The organism is Aeoliella sp., assembly GCF_965227375.1.
Lineage (GTDB): Bacteria > Planctomycetota > Planctomycetia > Pirellulales > Lacipirellulaceae > Aeoliella.
Genome location: NZ_CBDDFX010000002.1, coordinates 1,365,842 through 1,384,816, shown reverse-complemented (window position 1 = coordinate 1,384,816; position 18,975 = coordinate 1,365,842). Strand labels below are relative to the sequence as shown.

General features: G+C 59.2%; 11 protein-coding genes. 2 read left to right on the top strand and 9 right to left on the bottom strand.

Annotated features, from left to right (window positions below; genetic code table 11):
- Window positions 1-268 precede the first annotated feature (268 nt).
- From ACQK2L_RS18630 to ACQK2L_RS18590, 9 genes are all read right to left on the bottom strand, one after another.
- On the bottom strand, window positions 269-721 hold the full coding sequence (locus tag ACQK2L_RS18630) for a DUF4339 domain-containing protein (RefSeq protein ID WP_425398545.1): 453 nt from the start codon (window positions 719-721) through the stop codon (window positions 269-271).
- A 249-nt stretch (window positions 722-970) separates the two neighbouring features.
- A complete protein-coding gene (locus ACQK2L_RS18625) occupies window positions 971-2,446 on the bottom strand; it encodes a DUF1501 domain-containing protein (RefSeq protein WP_425398544.1) in 1,476 nt (491 codons plus the stop codon).
- A 5-nt stretch (window positions 2,447-2,451) separates the two neighbouring features.
- Window positions 2,452-5,700, bottom strand: a complete 3,249-nt coding sequence (locus ACQK2L_RS18620; RefSeq protein ID WP_425398543.1) for a DUF1553 domain-containing protein — start codon at window positions 5,698-5,700, stop codon at window positions 2,452-2,454.
- Between the two features lie 209 nt (window positions 5,701-5,909).
- Entirely contained in the window at window positions 5,910-10,016 is a 4,107-nt protein-coding gene (locus ACQK2L_RS18615; RefSeq protein WP_425398542.1) for a DNRLRE domain-containing protein, read from the bottom strand.
- A gap of 211 nt (window positions 10,017-10,227) precedes the next feature.
- Window positions 10,228-10,635, bottom strand: coding sequence for a carboxypeptidase-like regulatory domain-containing protein (locus ACQK2L_RS18610; protein WP_425398541.1), 408 nt, complete (start codon window positions 10,633-10,635; stop codon window positions 10,228-10,230).
- Window positions 10,632-11,654 (bottom strand): DUF1559 domain-containing protein, encoded by a 1,023-nt coding sequence (locus tag ACQK2L_RS18605; protein WP_425398540.1) that lies wholly within the window; start codon window positions 11,652-11,654, stop codon window positions 10,632-10,634. Before ACQK2L_RS18605 ends, ACQK2L_RS18610 begins: the two co-directional genes overlap by 4 nt.
- A 93-nt stretch (window positions 11,655-11,747) precedes the next feature.
- Window positions 11,748-12,722 carry a PEP-CTERM sorting domain-containing protein gene (locus ACQK2L_RS18600; RefSeq protein WP_425398539.1) on the bottom strand — a complete coding sequence of 325 codons (975 nt, stop codon included), beginning with the start codon at window positions 12,720-12,722 and terminating at the stop codon, window positions 11,748-11,750.
- Between the two features lie 46 nt (window positions 12,723-12,768).
- Window positions 12,769-14,172 (bottom strand): FecR domain-containing protein, encoded by a 1,404-nt coding sequence (locus ACQK2L_RS18595; RefSeq protein WP_425398538.1) that lies wholly within the window; start codon window positions 14,170-14,172, stop codon window positions 12,769-12,771.
- Entirely contained in the window at window positions 14,172-14,705 is a 534-nt protein-coding gene (locus ACQK2L_RS18590) for a sigma-70 family RNA polymerase sigma factor (RefSeq protein ID WP_425398537.1), read from the bottom strand. The genes ACQK2L_RS18595 and ACQK2L_RS18590 overlap by 1 nt, the downstream gene beginning before the upstream one ends.
- 582 nt (window positions 14,706-15,287) lie before the next feature.
- Between ACQK2L_RS18590 and ACQK2L_RS18585 the strand changes: the two genes are divergently transcribed.
- The gene (locus tag ACQK2L_RS18585) at window positions 15,288-17,375 is read left to right on the top strand and encodes a hypothetical protein (RefSeq protein WP_425398536.1); all 2,088 of its coding nucleotides are present in this window, start codon (window positions 15,288-15,290) and stop codon (window positions 17,373-17,375) included.
- A gap of 33 nt (window positions 17,376-17,408) precedes the next feature.
- Window positions 17,409-18,914, top strand: a complete 1,506-nt coding sequence (gene cobA, locus ACQK2L_RS18580; protein WP_425398535.1) for a uroporphyrinogen-III C-methyltransferase — start codon at window positions 17,409-17,411, stop codon at window positions 18,912-18,914.
- Window positions 18,915-18,975: the final 61 nt, after the last annotated feature.

The following is an 18,975-nucleotide window of genomic DNA, read 5'->3' as shown; positions in this document are numbered from 1 at the left end:
TACCTAGTGTTTCCCGCTCAAGTGTCCAGCGGAAATCTTCTACTTCTAATCCGCAGGTCACAGGTTCGAATCCTGTCGGGCGTGCTTAATTTGCTGGGGCTGCTGTTACTCGACATTCTCACTGCCGCTGGCACCCCGAGTCGCCAATTATTCGCTGGTGGTCACCCTCAACAGCTGCCACGAGTTGCGGCTGTTCCTGAAGCCTCTGCCCGGCTACTTCACATTGTCGTACATCAAGGGGGCAACCGTCGCGGCTCGGCTCCGAGGGCTATCTTGCGGCGAGCAGTACTGCCACCACCATGACAGCTACACACGCGATACAGAACAGAATCCCACCTACGCTCTTTGGCAGAAACTTGCGGTCGTAATGAGGCATCTTAGCTCGGTCGCTGCGATTCTTAAGCGCAACTAGCACAAAGATGGTAGCACCAATCCCCGCAATCAAATTGCCACCAGCGGACACCGCTAGGATTCCGAACAAACCGGCAAACAGACACTCCACGATAAACAACGCGTCCAGCAGGCGGGGATTGCCCACTTCCTCCGGGTCCCACAAGCCATTCACTTCCTTGGACTCTCGCCACTCATTCCCCCCATCTAGGCGAAGCAATGTTTCAGGCGTGATCTTGTGCTCTTGAACCAGCGTAGCCAGCTGTTCGTCGTTGTACGGCCCGTGCTGCTTTTCGTTTGTGTATACAAACCAATGTCGAGAGGATTGCATGGGCCTGCACTCCTGACCGTGTGGGACGAGAATCTCACCATAACACGAGGCAGCCGAGTAAACCAGCTGCGATTGCCTCCGTCTTATCCTTCGCCCAATCCAACCACCACGGCCACGGAGGATGAGGCCGATGTTCCCACCTGCGACCCTAGAACTCTGCAAAGAACGCGACAACCCGATTGGCGGCCTCTCCCACTCGTGACCGCCCAGCAAGACGCTACTGCGTAGAATTCCGTCGCGTGTACTAGATCACGCCAAGATGTCACGCACCACGTGGGCCTCTTCCACGCCGGTGAGTCGTTGGTCGAGGCCCTGGTACTTGAAGATCAGTTTCTCGTGGTCGATGCCAAGCTGATTGAGGATGGTGGCGTTCAGGTCGCGGATGTGGACCGGGTTCTTGGTGATGTTGACGCTGTAGTCGTCGGTTTCGCCGTAGACGATGCCGGGCTTCACGCCGGCGCCGGCCATCCAAATCGAAAAGCACTTGGGGTGATGGTCTCGGCCGTAGCCTTTCTTGGTCAAGTCGCCCTGGCTGTACAAAGTCCTGCCAAACTCGCCACCCCAGACCACCAGGGTGTCTTCCAGCAAGCCCCGCTGCTTCAAGTCCATCACCAATCCGGCGGAAGCCTGGTCGACGTCGCGGCACTGGTTTGGAAGGTCCCGTTCCAGGTTGCTGTGTTGATCCCAGCCGCGATGGAAAATCTGGACGCACCGCACACCCCGTTCGACCATTCGGCGAGCCAACAAACAGCTTGCGGCGAAGGTGCCCGGCTTGTCGACCTCGGGGCCATACAACGCTTTGGTGCTGGCCGACTCGGAGGATAGGTCGGTGAGTTCGGGCACCGACTTCTGCATGCGGAAAGCCATCTCGTACTGCGCGATCCATGCGTTGGTTTCCGGGTCGCCGACTTCCTCGTAGGTCTGATGATTGATGGCGGCCACCGCATCGAGCATCTGCCGACGCGTGTCGCGGTCGACGCCGGCGGGATTGGATAGGTAGAGGACCGGATCGCTCCCTTTGCGGAACAGCACCCCGTTGTGCTTGGACGGCAGATAGCCGGAACCCCAGAGGCGATTGAACAACGCCTGCGCGGTCTTGCGCCCGGTCCAGCTGGGCGTCATCACGACAAACGCTGGCAGGTCCTTGTTGTCGCTTCCCAGGCCGTAGCTCAGCCACGATCCCAGACTCGCGCGGCCAGGAATCTGGTTGCCGGTCTGAATGTAGGTGATCGCTGGGTCGTGATTGATCGCCTCGGTCCACACGCTTCTCACGATGGCAATGTCGTCGACGATCTTCTTGGTGTGCGGCAGCAGCTCGCTGACCCACGCGCCCGACTCGCCGCATTGCTCGAACTCCCACGGCGAAGGCGCGATGGGAAACGTCGCCTGATGCGAGGTCATCGTGGTGACCCGATTCTGCAGCACCAATTCGCCGTTGGCGTCGCGCTCGGTCCGCAAGTCGGTCATGAATTTGTTCTTCATGTCCGGCTTGTAGTCGAAGGTGTCCATCTGCGATGGGGCACCTGCCATGAACAGGTAGATGATGCGTTTCGCCTTGGGCGGCAGATGGGGAACCCCTGGCAGGCCCGTCGTTGCCGCCGACTTGGCGTGGGCATTACCCGACTGAAAGAGCGAGGTGGCAGTCGCCGCGCCCAGGCCGATCGCCGATCGGCGTAGGAAGTACCGGCGAGACTCCAGATTGGCAAGCATTTCAACTGGATTCATCACCACTATTCCTTGTTCAGCACTTCATCAAGATTCAACACGACGTTGGCCAACATGGTCGTAGCCGCCAACGCCGGTTGCGGCGCGCCGTCCGCGAGCGGAAGCTCCTTCCCCGCTTGAGACAACAGCTTGGTCGCGTCCTCCGGGTTCGCTTCGTACTTCGCCAGGAACTTCCCATAGGCGGTCTCCAGCGCGTCGAGTTTCTCCTCTGTTGGCTCGCTCAAAGTCGCACGCTGGTACAGGAAGGCAGCTTGCTCGCGTGGCTCGCTCGAATGGTTCCAGGCGGCGCTGGCGAAAGCGTTTGCCGACCGGACGTACGATGGCTCGTTCATCAGCATCAAGGCAACCAGTGGCGAACTCGTTCGCTCGCGGCGGGCGAAGCTCTCCTCGCGCGACGGTGCATCGCACAGCACGAAGTAGGGCGGTGGCGAAGTCCGCTTCCAGAACACATAGACACTGCGTCGATAGGCCGAGTCGCCCTTGCTCGCTTTGAACCGAGCCGTGTTCGACCCGCCGTAAGCCACGGCATGCCACAGGCCATCGGGCTGTGGCGGTTTGACGCTCGGCCCACCCAGTTCGTCGACCATCAGCCCGCTGACCGCCAAAGCTTGATCGCGAAGCATTTCGGCGTCGAGTCGGTATCGCGGACCGCGGGCCAACAAGCGATTATCCGGGTCGGCCGCAAACGCTTCGGGCGGGGCGGCCGACGCCTGGCGATAGGTGGAACTGGTGACGATCAAGCGGTGAATGTGCTTCACATCCCAACCGCTTTCGATGAACTCGGCGGCCAGCCAATCGAGCAACTCCGGATGGCTGGGCGGCTCGCCTTGCAGTCCAAAGTTTTCGGACGTCTTCACCAAACCGGTACCGAAGTACTCCTGCCAAATGCGATTGACTGTCACCCTGGCGGTGAGCGGATGCTCCGGATCGACTAGCCACTTGGCGAAGCCAAGTCGATTGCGAGGCAACGAGGTATCCATCGGGGGAAGGATCGCAGGCGTTTTACGCTCCACGCGCTCGCCTGGCTGGTCGTAGTTGCCGCGATTTAGCAAGTAAGCGGGGCGTGGGAACCGCAATTCGCGTGAGACGAGTGTGCTGGGAGAGCGATGAACTATTTCGCGGATCTTGTTTTCCTGCTCTTCGATTTGCTCGTAGAGCTCAATAGCGTCAGCATCGCTGGTGGCGAAGTAGTGCTGGCGCAGTACTTCCCAGTCTTCTTCGGTCCACTCGTTCGCGGGTGAATCCAGCATAGAGGTAACCAACGGCTGCTGAGCCAGTGCTGCCACTTCGTAGGTTGCCAACTCTTCGTCGAACAGGGTTACGTCGTCGAACTGGGCGTCTTCGAGTAGTTTCGTCTCGCCGCGCCGACCAATCAGCATCGGCTTCTCGTTGTCGATACTTGGCCGCTCCTTCGAGTTGAGCGAATCGACCTTGGTGTGCACCTCTTGCATGCGGCCGTTGACAAACAGACGAACACCTTTGGCACGAGCCTTGCCATCGTATGTGACAAACACGTGCGTCCATGTGTCCGGCTGGATGTCTTCCTGGCAGATCACCTTGATGGCGTACTGGGGCCAGGAGCCGATTAACGACACATAGAGCCGGCCACGTTCGACGCCGAACTCCCAGCCACGCAGCTTCCTCTTCTCGTCGATTCGCGCCAGAATGGCGCCGCTGTCGTCGCTGGCCATCCGCAGCCAGCACCCGAAACTGAAGGACGATTTGCCCTTGAATGCACCGATGCCCGATTCGAGTTCAACTCGGGTGTCCTTGCTAACCGCTAGCGCCTGACCAACACGACCTGGGCGCCAATTGGCCACACCGGTGATGGAACCGCACGATTTCTCTTCGACAGCGTCGAACAAACTCAAACCTTCCGCTTCGTCCAGCGGCAAGTGCGTGACCAGGTCGTCGCAAGTCTGCGATACATTGCAAGTCGGCGGAATCGGGGCGTCGACCTTGCTAAAGCTCCGCGTCCAGGCTTCGAGTTCCTTCGTTCGCTGCTCCGTCAGGCTGTCGATTTCCGCTCTGGCGGCATCCTGTTTCGCTCGACATTCTGCAATGCAAACTTTGTCCTCAGCAGACAAAACGTGGACGCAAGGGGCGTGGTCTTTTACGTTGCCATCCATAGCGTGGCTGTCGATGCTATTGAAGAACGCGAAGAGCTCAAAGTACTCCTTCTGCGACAGCGGGTCGTACTTGTGGTCGTGACACTGGGCACAGCCCACGGTCAAGCCCAAGAAGGCCGTGCCGGTGGTGTTGACCAGGTCGACCACGTTGCGCACGTAGACCTCTTCGGGAATAGAACCGCCCTCGTTGGTGGTGACAATGCAGCGGTTATATCCCGATCCAACCTGCTGCTCGAGGGTTGGGTTCGGCAACAGGTCGCCGGCCAGTTGTTCGATAGTGAACTGATCGAATGGCTTGTTGTGGTTGATGGATTGGATCACCCAATCGCGATACGGCCACATCTCGCGATAGTTGTCCAAGTGCATGCCGTGCGTGTCGGCGTAACGCACCAGGTCGAGCCAATAGCGTGCCTTGTGCTCGCCAAACTGCTGCGAACCCAACAAGCGGTCGACCAGCTTCTCGTAATCATCGGGCGAGTCGTCTTCGACGAACTCGCTCGCCTCGGCCAGCGTGGGGCCGAACCCGCGCAAGTCGAGCGTCACCCGCCGCACGAGCGTCTGTTTGTCCGCTTCCGGGCGCGGCGCGAGGCCCATTGCTTCGTGGCGCGCGGCGACGAATGCGTCGATGGGATTTGCCACCCACGCCTGATTGGTCACGTCCGGCACTGCTGGTCGCTCGATCGTCTCGAACGCGTAGTGTTCACGATGTTCGGCGCCTTCGGCGATCCATCGCTTCAGCAGTTCAATCTGCTCCGCGCTCAGATGCTTGCCGCTATCTTCGGGCGGCATCCTCGATCCGTCGTCGGTGGTGATGCGGGCTACCAGTTCGCTTGCTTCCAAGTCGCCAGGGACAATCGCGCGCGCACCGGAAGGCAGTTCCGCGGTGGCCGATTCCCACAAGTCGAGCCGAAGTTCGGCTTCGCGAGTCGACTGGTCATTACCGTGGCAGTGGAAACATGCGTCGGAGAGAATGGGGCGGATGTCGCGATTGAAATCGAGCTTGTCGTCCGCCCGAGTTGCTGAGACCGGGCCAGCCAACCATCCAATCAAAGCCAGCAGCGACACTCGCGCAGTAGCACCCACCACGCCCGGGCCTTTGGAAGCTCGCTTGTTACCTGAGATCATCAATTCGTCAATTCCGCAGATCGCCTGACCAGTTTAGTTTTGGAGCGGGAAACTCTTGTGGCAGTAGTTGAGACACATCTCAACATGGCTGCCGCCAACATCGACGCCGCAACCTATATAACGCGCCGACGCAGAAATCTTACGAAGAAATCTGATCGAACACCAATTCCTGTAACAGAGTGCAGTCTTTATGGAGGATTGCCCCTCATTTATCCCAAATGTCGGCCGCGATTCACCCTCAAAACCACCACCGCCAGGGCGGCCAGAGCAATGGTCGAGGGCTCTGGTACGGTGGTTCCACCACCCAGCAGGGCACCAAAGTCGACACCGCCAAACCCATTCCCGCTCAGGGCCTGGTCGAGGATCACCGCGTCGCGGATGTCCACTTCGCCGTCCCAGTTCAAATCGCCTTGCTGTCGGCTCATCCAGTCGCCAATCTGCACGCCGCCAACCACTCGAACGTTCTTCCAGTTCGCTGCCAGTGTGTTGACGTCAGCCGGCGTGACACTGCCATCCATGTTGGCATCGGCCGCATCGGTGACACCCAGGCTGGCGAGCTCTCGCATAATCCACTCGTTGTCTTCGGCAGGATTAAACGCGCCGAAGTCTTCGCCTACCGGGGGACCCGTTTCGTCGGATGTGTCGCCCCACACCGACAGATGGAATTCGTCGATGATGCCGTGGTAGAAAGCGCCGTCGCCGTTTAGATTGCCTCCGATGGTGATGCCGTTGTCCGAGTCTTCGTAGCTGCCCGTGCTGCCGGCTACCGCCTCACCATTTACCAAGAGCACACCACCCTGGCGAGATGAACCGCCGACGGTGTCGAACGCGCCGGCCAGACCTTGCACATGGGTCCACGTGTTGAAGGCCACGGCTTGGCCACTATCTCGGTCGCCGCCATCGAATCTCAACCCCCAAGTGTTGGACGGGGTGATGTAAATGGCGCTTTCTTCGGTGTTGTTTACGATGTCTTGACGAACGTTCTGCGTCGCAGAATTCGGCTTCACCCACGCCTGCATCCCGTAGCCGAATAGCCCGCTGTAGTTGCGCGGGAACGGCTTCTGAGGGTCGGTAAAGAAGGTGTCGGTGTTGTCCCACATGAAGTCGGGGCTGCTGGTGGAGATGATGGCGCTCAGGAAGTCGCCACTGCCCGGTCCGTCGAACTCAGCGCCGAGCGTGGAGCCCGCGCCGGGACGATCGGAAACGTCTCGGTAGGTCGGTGTGCCGTTGACGGAGAGATCGATGAACCCAAACTGCGGCCCTTCCGAGTCGAGAGTAAAGCCGAGGATGCCATTGCTGCCCAGTGTGGTGTTCACTTGGGCCGCTTCTGCTCCGTCCTCACCAAAGCTGTAGAAACGATCGTCGGTAGCGGCGAGTGCGCTTTGCGATGCGAGTATCGCGACTAACATCGCAAAGGCTGCCCGCACTGCCGCGACCGACGTTCGAGTTCTGCGATAGCAAACTCCTGCCACGAACGCGATCGACAGAAGGGCCCACGTTCCGGGTTCCGGCACGTTCGTCTGCGAGCCGGCCGCCAGGCTGCCGGCCCCGGACGAGTTGCCAAACTCGCTCTTCCACAAAGCGTAGTCAGCGGAGTCGACCACACCACTGCTGCCACCGGTGTCGTCGCCATTGCCGTTAAGAGCCGCCTCTGAGCCACCGAGGTTATTCCGCCAGACCGTGTAGTCGGCCAGGTTGACAACTCCATCGTCGTTGAAGTCGCCCGGGAGGCCTTCGGGAGCAATCAATTCGACGAACGCCGACACAATGGCATTTTCATTGATGTCGAAGTACTCGAAGGTCATGTTTTCATCGTCCACAAGCGCGTCTTGATCATAGGCACTTCCCAGACTGATGAATCCACCAGCAGGCACCGTGCTGTTTCCGAGCAAAAACAACTCGGCAAGCGTGTTCGGGCCAACGTTCTCCGATTCGGCCCATAGCTCGCCAAGTGTATCGCCAATGGTGGAGCCGGGATCCGCACCGTCGACTCCATCCATACCTCTATCGGCCAAACTTTCCCATTCTGAGTCGCCGGTTTCGAGCAGGCCCAGCGGGCTGTCAATTTGATACTGGGCGAAGTCGATGTCGGATGCGGTGGGATTCACAAACCGTATCTCACCGTTATTCGTGTTGACGGTGATCCTGGGCACCTCGTCGATTGTCAGGACATCAAGGTTCGGCGTGAATGCCGCACTCGGAGCCGATTCCTCATCGTATAATCGGAACTCACCGGTCGACTGGGTCCGTGTTGCGAGCAGGAAGGTCACAGTCGACTCGCTTGCCAAGCGGGCAGAATCCAGGAACGCAGCGATGTTGGGATCGTCGAAGGTGATGGTGTCGTCCTCGTCGATGTTACCGCCGCCGAACTGAATCCCACCACTTTCGTCGCCGACCAGTTCCTGCACCAATAGATTACTGTCGTCCGTGTCGCCGTTGGGCACCAGATCCCACTGGTCGTAGATGAAGTCGCTCGCCTCGGTGAATAGACTGTCGTTGTCGGCCTGCATGAGCGGGAACTGATGCCAAGTCGAGGTCGAATCGGCCTGCGTCCAATCGCCAGCAACCGACCCGAATGCACCGAACAGGTTCATCTCGTAATTGGGGCTGTGATTTCTTTGCGAGGTGAGGTTCAGTCCGGCTGAAACCACGGTGTTGCTCAACGAACTGACATCAAACTTCAGCGCGATGATTTGATTACGTGTTGTCTCTTCAAGTGTGCTGTACCGAATTCGCATGTCCGCAGTCGTCGGACTCTCCGGTGAATCGTTCCCTTCGGCAAAATAGGTGTCGGCAGCCACCGGCAGATTGACCGCTTGACTCGGCTTTGCGGCCAGGAGCGTGAGCGCCGCACACACGATTGCGAGCCAACGACCAGACCCCACAAGGCTTCTTCCGCGGGAGCGGCGCAGTCGAGTCGCTACGGCACAACAGCCCACAATCAACACGAGTGCTACTCCGGGTGGCTCTGGAACCGAGGTACCCGCAATCATCGCCGAGAACGCCTGTAAGCTGTTGGCCGCGATAAAGTCCGATCGGAACAGCACGAAGTCCGCACCATCGTTGTCCCCGTCGCCGTCGATATCGCCAAGTTTGTAGGACTGGGCGGTGCTTAGCGATGACAAATCGGCTGGGTTATTAGCGCGAAGGGCCTCGAAGTCATCCGCATCGATATCGCCGTCCGCGTCCAAGTCGCTTCTCAGCAAGGCGGCATCGCCATTGCCGGTGTAGACCACAGGTACTTCGAGGATTGTCGAGTCGGGCAGGGCGATGGTAGCGGACAGGTCGGTTTCGTTTGGAGTTTGAATCCAGGCCCCGCCTTGGCTCAGCACAACGGCCTGGCCGGCAGCCAGCATGCCGCCGTTACCACCGAACTCGAATTCACTCAGATCGGAGTCCGAAGTAGGCTGAGTGAGCTTGGTCCACTCGTCGTCGGAATCTACCGATCCGATCATTGCTCCGCTGTCGGCCGTATTGGGGCCGTCCGAATCATAGTTGTCCGCAATCGACTTCCAGTTGGATTGATCGAGTGCGCCCAGACTGTTGGACTCCAGTTCATAACCGTCGAACAGCAGGGTGCTGGAGCCGAGGTTCCGTAGACTGATGGCGCCTGTATTGCGATTGACCTCGAACTGTGTGGGAGGAGCCTCGGTTGTCTCGATGGCAAGAGTAGGTAGTTCTGCCGCAGAAGGTGCCCCCTCCTTGCTATAGACCGACATAAGGAAGTTGCTATGCGACGCAACCAGCATAGTCACTGTGCTATCGCCGTTGTTGACCGCCTGCTGAAGAAACGTACCTATCCCGGTACCATCGAACGAAAAGACCTGGCCAACGCTTGAGTTCCCCAACGATATGCCCACCGCGGAGTCTGTCCCTTGAACCTCGACCACGCCAGGCCGAAAGTTGGGCGACGTGTCTCCATCTGCCACCAGATCCCATTGATCATAGAGGTACTCCCCTGCTTCTTCGATATCTGAATCGGTGAATAGCCAGGGAGCATTCGAGTAGGCCAACGTGTTCTCATCCCATCCCCCCGAAACGCTGTCGAGCACGCCGATCAGGTTCAAGCTGTGAGCGACATCGCGGTCTCTGTTTTGAGTGAGGGTGAGGGAGGCATCCGTAATGACTCCGGATACCGATGAAATGTCGAACTGGATGGCCGCGATGTCGTTTCGAGCACTACTTCCACTAGGCGCAGTTCGATAGGCCAATGAGTTACCCGCACCAGGGACAGCGGTGGGGCTGGACTCGGACGTGTAACTGTCTTGCACAGGAGTCAGGCTGAACGTATCGGCAAAGGCCTGACTACTCAACACGAGACATCCAATGGCCACCGCAATGCAAGTCCATTGCAGTACGAAAGCGTTTCTTCGACTCACACGACCGACAGATAGACACCGCAGACTCTTACCCATTGTTCAATTCTCCGAAGAAGTACCTTCACTCCGGCCGAGACATGGCCCGCCTAGGATGGAATCGTCAAAGTGCGTGATAGTGGGGGTATACTGAGATCTTTCAACCGAATCACTATGGAGACTCTAAGGTCAAATCGAGTTTGGTCCGGCTACCGTTCACCACCTCGACCTTCAGTTCCGAAGTGGCTGGCCGTTGGTACTTGGCGGCAATCGTCCTGGGCTTGACGCTGTCCAGCGAACCGCGGTTCTCGACAATCGCGACCGCATAGTTGCCAGGCGGCGCTCCGTCTCCTTTTTCCTGCCTTCCAATGTCAAAGAAACCTCGGTCATCGGTGATGGCTCGCGCCGATTGTTTCGCGTCATCCGAGTCGAGGCTCGACAACACGACTCGGGCGCCGACAAGCGGCTTGCCGTCAGCGGTGGTAAGTGTGCCGGAGACATTCCCAACCGGGTCTCCGCATCCCACGGCGCAGAGCAGTAGCAGGGCGAGCAGCGACGCTACAAAGTGGTGGTTACTCAACGCTGTCCACCTCCACCGCCCCCGCCGTTCAGGAGGATGCAAGAACTGGCGGAACCGTTCTCGTCGTAGAGCTCACCGCCAGCGCGGGTGACCATGCGGTCCAACACGCGAGCATCGATGTCCTTGAACAGCGACTGAACACTGCCATCGACCATGCAACTCACGACCACTCCCGGGTGCAAGCTACCGAAGCCGTACGCTTCCTCGCCATCGAGCACAAATGGCGAGTCTTCCCCCAGCGGAAACCCAGCGGCGTGGTCGCCGCAGAAGGCATGTCGATTCTTCGACGTATACGCTGTGTTCTCAGAGATCAGCAGTGTCCGGCTCGTACCATCGGTGATCTTGGCCATGCTGGTACGCGACCACCAACGCGGCAAGTCGCGGGGGAAGTTTGGCGTGCTTCCATCTCCAAACCCCGGATAATCCCCATACACCATCGCCCCATCCAGGTCGGCAAGAGTCGGATTGCCATTCTTGCCATCGAAGGCCGTTCCGTTACACGTCGACGTGACAGGTGGCATGTAGTCGGATAATGCACCATAGTACTCATCCCTGGGATGGCCATGCACATTGTCGGGCAAGCGGCGCACCACCGGCGATTCGTGGCCTTGCGATGGGCACATGATGCCTGGCACAGTTTGCTTGTGAAACGACGTCGGCATGTCGTAGTAGTCCACTTCGATGGGCCATAAGTCGTACACCGCCTGCTGCTCCATGTAGGGCAAGATCAGAAACAGCCAGGTTGCGTGATGGTTCTCCGTCCGGCAGGGTGGCAAGTGCTTGGTTGTGTCGTGGAACCCATGCACAGCGAGCGCTTGTTGCTTCTCCTGATTGATGCATTGCGTCCGCCGGGCGGCTTCGCGAGCTGCCTGAACCGCAGGTAGCAGCAAGGCCACCAGAATACCGATGATGGCAATCACTACGAGCAGTTCAACGAGCGTGAAGCCGCCTTGGGGACCACAGAAGCCGCCATGCCTCCTGGTGGCTACGCTCTTCGTCCGACGCGTGCATCGATGCATCTTAGAAACCTCTCTGTTGGTTATCACTTCGTTCCACTCTTGGAAAAAAAACTTCCCCTGCGAGCCGAGGCCCGCAGGAGAAGTCCCCATGATTTAACGCCTCGAGCGACGCCGCGCCGCGATGAGGCACGCTAGCCCAAGCCCGCCGATGGCAACCGTGGAAGGCTCAGGAACTTCAATCTGAGCGATCAAATGCGGCTCGAACCCATCCATCGGCGCGCCTTCGGTCGAGTAGTATCTCAAACTCTGACTCGACGCCCGGTTGGCATGAATGATCAGAGTGATCGAGTCGTCGCCTTCGGCGATCGCGGTTTCGACGAAGTCTTTCAGTCCTGACATGGGTCCAGAAAAGCCGCTACCAGGATTCTCCGACCAATAGACCAGCGGAACGTCCGCATCGACCGTACCGCCGTTGTTCACGCGTACGACACCAAACAAGGTGCCGATCAAATCAGTGTTGTCGGTTGCATCCAGCGGAACCATGTCGAGTTGCTGATGAACACTTGGCGAACCACTGTACTCGTCGCTCACGTCGTTCAGCACGTCGACCACTACATTGTTCCCATCCAACACGTTCACCGTATCGGGGTACATCGCGGGTGCATTGGCATAGGTAACCGTCGTTTGGTCCCAGTCACCGTCATCCGCGGCGCGAATACCGTACGCCCGCAGGTAGTTGTTTCCTCTCGTGGAAGTAGGCGTCATGCTCAAGCCAATGTCCTGCAACACGCCGCCGCCAGCGAGCTGGGCAGCGATCGGGGCCAGCGGAAACTCGATGATCGCCGCTTCATGACGCGGTGAAGACTCGGTATTGGCGGAGTTGCTGCGATTGCGAATCAGCAGACTGTTGCCGTTGTCGTTCGTTGTTTCGCGATCAATAACGGGATCCACAACCGGTGTTGGGGAAAGGCGCCCGTAGTTTTCCTGCAACGTGGCGTCTTGTGACGCCGGTGCATTTACCGTGACTATTGTTGCCGAGTTCGCCGTTCCCATCGCGCCAACGACGATGGCCAGCATCACTGACCGAGCCATTGCTTTCGCAACGCCACCCTGCCAAGAGAACTTCATTAGACATACCTCCAAAGGTGAGAAAGAAGAAAAGAACTGTTGAGTGCTAGTCGCTCTTCTGCACGGCGTGGACTGCCGATTCCTCGAGAGCTACTGGCACCGCTAGAATGCCGTACATCGAAATCGAAGTCTCTGTATCCCCCTGTTGAAGAGAACCAAGGGTAATGACGCCCGCCCCATCGACCCTGCAATGCCAGACGTTGTAGTGGAAGTCGATACTCCGTCCCGCCCCCTTCTCTATGCGTCGTCGCGAGGCGATATTGGGCAATCCGCCGGTGTCCAGCCCGACGACGTCGCCGGTTTCTTCAAATGCTTCGGCGAGCCACTGTGGGGCAGGGATACGCTTGTCCCACAAGAGGTAGACATCGGCAGCCGCGGAAAGCTGCACGGTGATTTCGAATTCCCGCTGCTTGTAGTCGTTGAACGTCTTGATGTATTCGGCACCCAGCAGGTATTCGGGAAGCTTCCCCCGCATCCCGTTCCATTCGTAGGGACGATCGACATACGCCAGCGCATCCTCCTTGAAGCCGCCGTAGACGATCTCGTAGAAGCGTTTGGTATCGGCGGTCAGCAGCGTGTCGGACACGTTCACGATTAGCGGCAAGTCGCTATGCCGACCAATGTCGCCGGATCGCTGGAAGGTAGCCGTCCGCCCCGTTCCAATGGACATGATGCGGTTGAACTGCCCACTCTTGCCAAACAACACTCCTTCGCCACCGATAAGGCGTTCGACCGACTGGCGATCTCTGCCGGGGACGCGAAGGTCGACCTCGCCTTCGAATACCACCAAGCCGGTATCCTGCCCGGATTGCACATCGACACCAAACCGCGTGCCCAGGTCGGTCACCTCGCCGTCGGGCGTGGCAACCACGAACCCATGCCCTGAAGGCTGGGTGACGTCGATATTGACTCGGCCACTGTCGACCCGCAGACGCATTGGGTCTTCCAGCTCAAATTCCGCGGGACCATCCGCAATCAGATAGCCAACATTCACCAGCTTCATGCGAATCGTGCCCTGGTCGACGTTGACCGGCCCCACTTCCACCACTGGCACGATTGGCTCCTCGGCGGCAAACCATGCCCACGAGGCGACAACCACCATGCAGGCGGCAGCCGCGGCCCAGGCCATTTGCGATAGATGCGCTCGCGAGGAAGGCAATCTATCGCGAACCCACTGGACACCACTCGCGGCGCTGTCCGCCGAAGTCGCTGGTTGGGCGTCGGTGCCGCACGTGCGGGTGATACCGGACAGCGACGAGGCGATGGTAGACTGAGAACTCCAACGAATCTGCCCCACCTGTTGCATAAACAACGTGGCGTAGTCGCGAAGTTCGCTGCTGCTGGCGAGCATGCCGTTAAGTTCTTCGAGTTCACTGTCGCTTGCCTCGCCTGCGCTGGCAGCCACTAGAATCTCTCGCAACCGGCGTTCGCGTTTAACTTGTTCCGTCATCACTTGGCATCCCCTCTGGAAAGCCGATGAACACAGCGGTGTAGAAGGTCGTGAATGCGACTCAATGCGCGGTAGATGGAGTGCACTGAGCGAGACTGCAGCTCGGCAATCTGCTTGGGCGCCTTTTCGTGGTAGTAACGAAGCTCAACCATCGTTCGATCCTGCTCATCGAGTTTCCCCAAGCAATCGCGGAGCGACTGTTCGAGGATGGAAACCTCTTGCTCCCTGGAAAGCATGCTGGTTGCCATCTGCTCAAGCACCTCGTCGGAGAACACCACCCGCTTTCGCGTCTGCTTGCGAAACCGCAACACTTCGTAGTAAGCCACCTGGCAAGCCCAGGCCCAAAAGCTGGTGCCTGGGGTAAAGTCGCTCGACTTCTTCCAAAGCGCCAAACTTGTGTTTTGAAACACGTCGTCGGCATCCTGCTGGAAGACGACGAGTGTGATAATGAACGAGTAAATGCGGCGAGAGTGCTTCGAAAACTCCGAAACAAACTCGTCTTGCGAGCAGTCTTTGCTGTCCTGGTCATCCACGATTTATGAGCCTCTGTGGTTTGCTCAAGGTTATGACGAGGGCTTCCGAGCAGTGGCGGCCGAACTCCACCTCGCGACCGCTTGCGCGAAAGTACTGGCGGAAGCCGTGGCTGCCTTTGGAACTCTTGTTAACCGCCCACCGGAAAGCCGTTTTGCGAGCTTTTTCTGGAAAAGTCCGATATCAGGACCGGGAACTCATCTTTTCGCTATTCGATGCGAAGAATCTCGTAACAGGGCGCTCCCCAACACCCAAGCACAACGCAGGAGGCTCGAACCAACATGCGGATAATCGCACCAGCCCAGAACTAGCCCCCGAGAAGTTGTATCAGTGCTTTCCTGATACTTTATATATCCAGGTATCGCGAACCACAGGTGGACTTCCGAATGGGGCACCAATTCTCGCAAAAAAGTAGCGGATGCCGTGGTCTACTTTGGTGGAAGGGGTAATGCGCCAAGCGTATGCGCTTAGGTTAAGGAAGTAGGAACATGCTGATGTCGACACCAACTGCAAGTCTTATGCGCCCATGGCTTGCAGTCTTTTTGGTCGTGGGCCTAGGCGTGGGCCTTGACGCCAGGGCACAGTTGCCCGCTTTTCCGGGCGCGGAGGGAGCGGGCAAGTTTGCTATCGGCGGCCGCGGTGGGGATGTATATCACGTAACGAACCTCGATGACTCTGGGCCTGGCAGCCTGCGGCATGGTGTCGAGACGCAAACCGGTCCTCGCACTATCGTTTTCGACGTGGGAGGTAACATCGAACTCGAGTCGGGCATCTATGTGGAGAACTCCTATCTTACCATCGCTGGCCAAACCGCTCCCGGCGGCGGAGTCACCCTGAAGGGGGGCCACCTGCAAGTGGCCGGCACCGTCGACGCGCTGGATAACGTGGTTTATACCCACGACATCGTCATTCGCTACCTGCGATTCCGCCCCGGCGACATTAACACAGCCCCAGGCGTCTACGAGCCCGACTCTCTGACCGTAGTCCGCAGTCGAGACGTGATGGTGGACCACGTGAGCGCCAGTTGGTCGACCGACGAGGTTTTGTCGACCACGCTGTCCGACAACGTGACCGTGCAATGGTCGATGATCACCGAAGCACTGCACAACTCGAACCACGAGAAAGGCAATCACGGCTATGGCTCGATCATCAGCGGCGGCGACATCACGTTTCACCATAACCTCTACGCCTCGAACCGAAGTCGCAATCCGCGACCGCAAGGTATCGATCCCAACTTGCCACTTACGCGCGTCGACTTCGTCAACAACGTGATCTACAACCCGGGTGGTCGGTACGGTTACGGTGGCGACGACTTCATGGAACTGAATTTCGTCAACAACTACGGCATCTCGGGACCGGACACCAACAGTGGCAACCAGGACCTGTTCTTTGCCGCCGACGTCGAAACGCTGATCCACCAGAGCGGCAACCTGATGGACTTAAACCGAGACGGAACTCTCAACGGAGTGGATCTCGGTTGGGGCGGTATTTCTGGAACGTTCACCCAGTCGGAAACTCGTTTTGCCATCGAACCAACGGTTACCCAAAGCGCGGCAGATGCGTACGCCTCGGTAATGACAGCCGTGGGCGCATCGAAGTACCGCGACGACGTCGATCAACGGATCCTCAGTTACGTCGCCTCGCATGGAACGGCCGGCGCGCTCATCGATTCGCAAGACGAAGTCGGCGGCTGGCCGGCTTTGCCGATGGGACTGACGCCGGTCGACACCGACCAAGACGGCATGCCCGACTTGTACGAGTCGAGCATTGCCTATCTCGACCCGACGAACGCGGAGGATCGCAATTCGGATGGCGATTCCAATGGCTACACCGACCTGGAAGACTACTTGGCGCTGCTCACTTCGCCGGCCGAGGCGCCGAGCATTACGTTGGACGTCGATCGCAATTCGGGCGAAGTGTTGCTGCGAAACAGCGGTCAGTCCGACTTTGAAGTGCTAGGCTATCATGTTAGTTCGCCACTCGGCGGACTTGCTCCCGGATCCTGGAAGTCGGTGGCCGATAACTACGACTCGGATGGTCCCAACGCCGCCGATAGCGGAGCATTCATCGGACTGGTCGATGCCGATGCGCCGTGGAACCTGTTGCAGTCGAGCGAGTACATCGTCGAAGAAGTGTTCACATCGGGCGATGGGGGCGCGCTACTCGCTCGCTCGGCGCTTCCGCTCTCAGTCTCCGGCGGTTGGATGGCGTCGCCCAGCGAGACAGACCTATCGGCGGCCGTTCTGCTGTCCAACGGTCTGGTCGCCAGCATCCCGGTGCGTTACTTCGGCAACGGCGGCAATACCCTGGAACTGGGCGACTTCAACGCCGATGGCGAGATCGACCCGGACGATTGGGCCATCTTCCTCGCCAACTTCGGCGCCGACCATTCCAGTTCGACACCCATCGAGGCCTATCTGGCGGGCGACCTCGATGGCGACAGGGACATCGACGCGCTGGACTTCGTCCAGTTTCGCAGCATCTACACCGCCATCCATGGCCCCGCCGCATTTCAGTCGCTGGTGACGATGGTTCCCGAGCCCGGCGGAGCCAAGTTGGTGCTCGGAACGGCGCTATTGCTCGGCGGTCGGCAGTGCCTGAGGGTCCGACGCCGCCATCGTTGTGGTCGGCGTGCTGTGCGTGCTGGCGGAAACAGCCGAAGCGGCCGCTGACGTCTCCCGCGGCTCCTGCGTAGAATGGTCATCATGACGAATCATGGTGGCAAAGTATTTCTGGTGGGAGCAGGCCCTGGCGATCCGGGGCTGCTCACCGTGCGCGGGGCCGAATGCCTCGCCCGGGCCGATGTGGTGCTGTACGACTACTTGGCCAGCCCGCTATTGCTGCGACATACGGCTCCCCACGCCGAACTCGTCTGCCTGGGACGGCACGGTGGGCGACTGATGTCGCAGGAAGAAGTCAGCCGGCTGATGGTCGAGCACGCGGCCGCTGGCAAGCTGGTGGTACGGCTCAAGGGAGGTGATCCTGGCATTTTTGGACGCGTGGCCGAAGAAGCCACCGAACTCAATTCGGCCGGAATTCCGTTCGAAATCGTGCCCGGTATCACCACGGCCATCGCCGCTGGAAGCTACGCGGGCGTTACGCTGACCGACCGCGATCACGCCTCGTGCGTAGCGTTTGTCACTGGCCGCGAGCAGGCCGGCAAGGACGCGGCGGATGGATTGGACTACGCGGCGCTGGCTAAGTTTCCCGGTACGCTGGTGTTCTACATGGGAGTGACGACCGCCCCGCACTGGAGCCAGGCCCTGATCGACGGGGGCAAGCAGGGCGATACGCCGGTGGCCATGGTTCGGTGCTGCTCGCTGCCGACGCAAGAACAATGGACTTGCCGCTTGGACGAAGTGGCCGAATTGCTCGCGCCCGCCAAAGTACGGCCGCCGGTTGTGGTGATCGTCGGCCCGGTGGTGGCCCACGAGAAGCTCGCGCGGTGGTTCACCAGTCGCCCACTGTTTGGCAAGACCGTGCTGGTAACGCGCGCCGAGCATCAAGCCGACACGATGGCTAACCGCCTTGAAGATCTCGGCGCCGCGGTGCTTCGCCAGCCGGCCATCGAAATCACCCCGCCCGACGATTGGGCGCCGGTGGATACCGCGATCGATGAGTTGGACGAGTACGACTGGCTGGTATTCTCCAGTCGCAACGGGGTAACGCACTTTCTCGATCGCATTCGCGAGCAAGGCCTCGATTGGCGCGCCCTGGGCGGGGTGAAGCTAGGCGCCATTGGCCCCGCCACGGCCGAAGCGCTCGCGGAACGCGATCTGCAGGTTGATCTCAAACCCACCGAGTACCGCGCCGAGGCTCTGGCGGCGGAACTCGCTCCCAACGCGCGCGGCCAACGCTTCTTGCTGCTCCGCGCCAGTCGCGGTCGGGAGGTACTGGCCGAAACGCTGCGCGAAGCCGGCGGAGTCGTCGATCAAGTGGTTGTGTACAACAGTGCCGACGTTACGCAAAGCGATTCGCACACCGCGTCGCTGCTTGCCGATGGCAAGATCGATTGGATCACGGTGACCAGCTCGGCCATCGCTCGATCGCTAGTGGGAATTTTCGGTGACGCGCTGCGTAAGTCGAAACTCGCGGCCATCAGTCCTCTCACGGCGGGCGTGCTAGACGAACTCGGCCACTCCACCGCCGCTGTCGCTGACGAGTACACCATCGACGGCGTGGTCGATGCGATTCTGGCTGCTCGACTCTAGTATTCGGCCTCTCGTCGCTTTCTTTCATTCAGGCAAACCTTGCCGCCGTTATCTGTCCTAC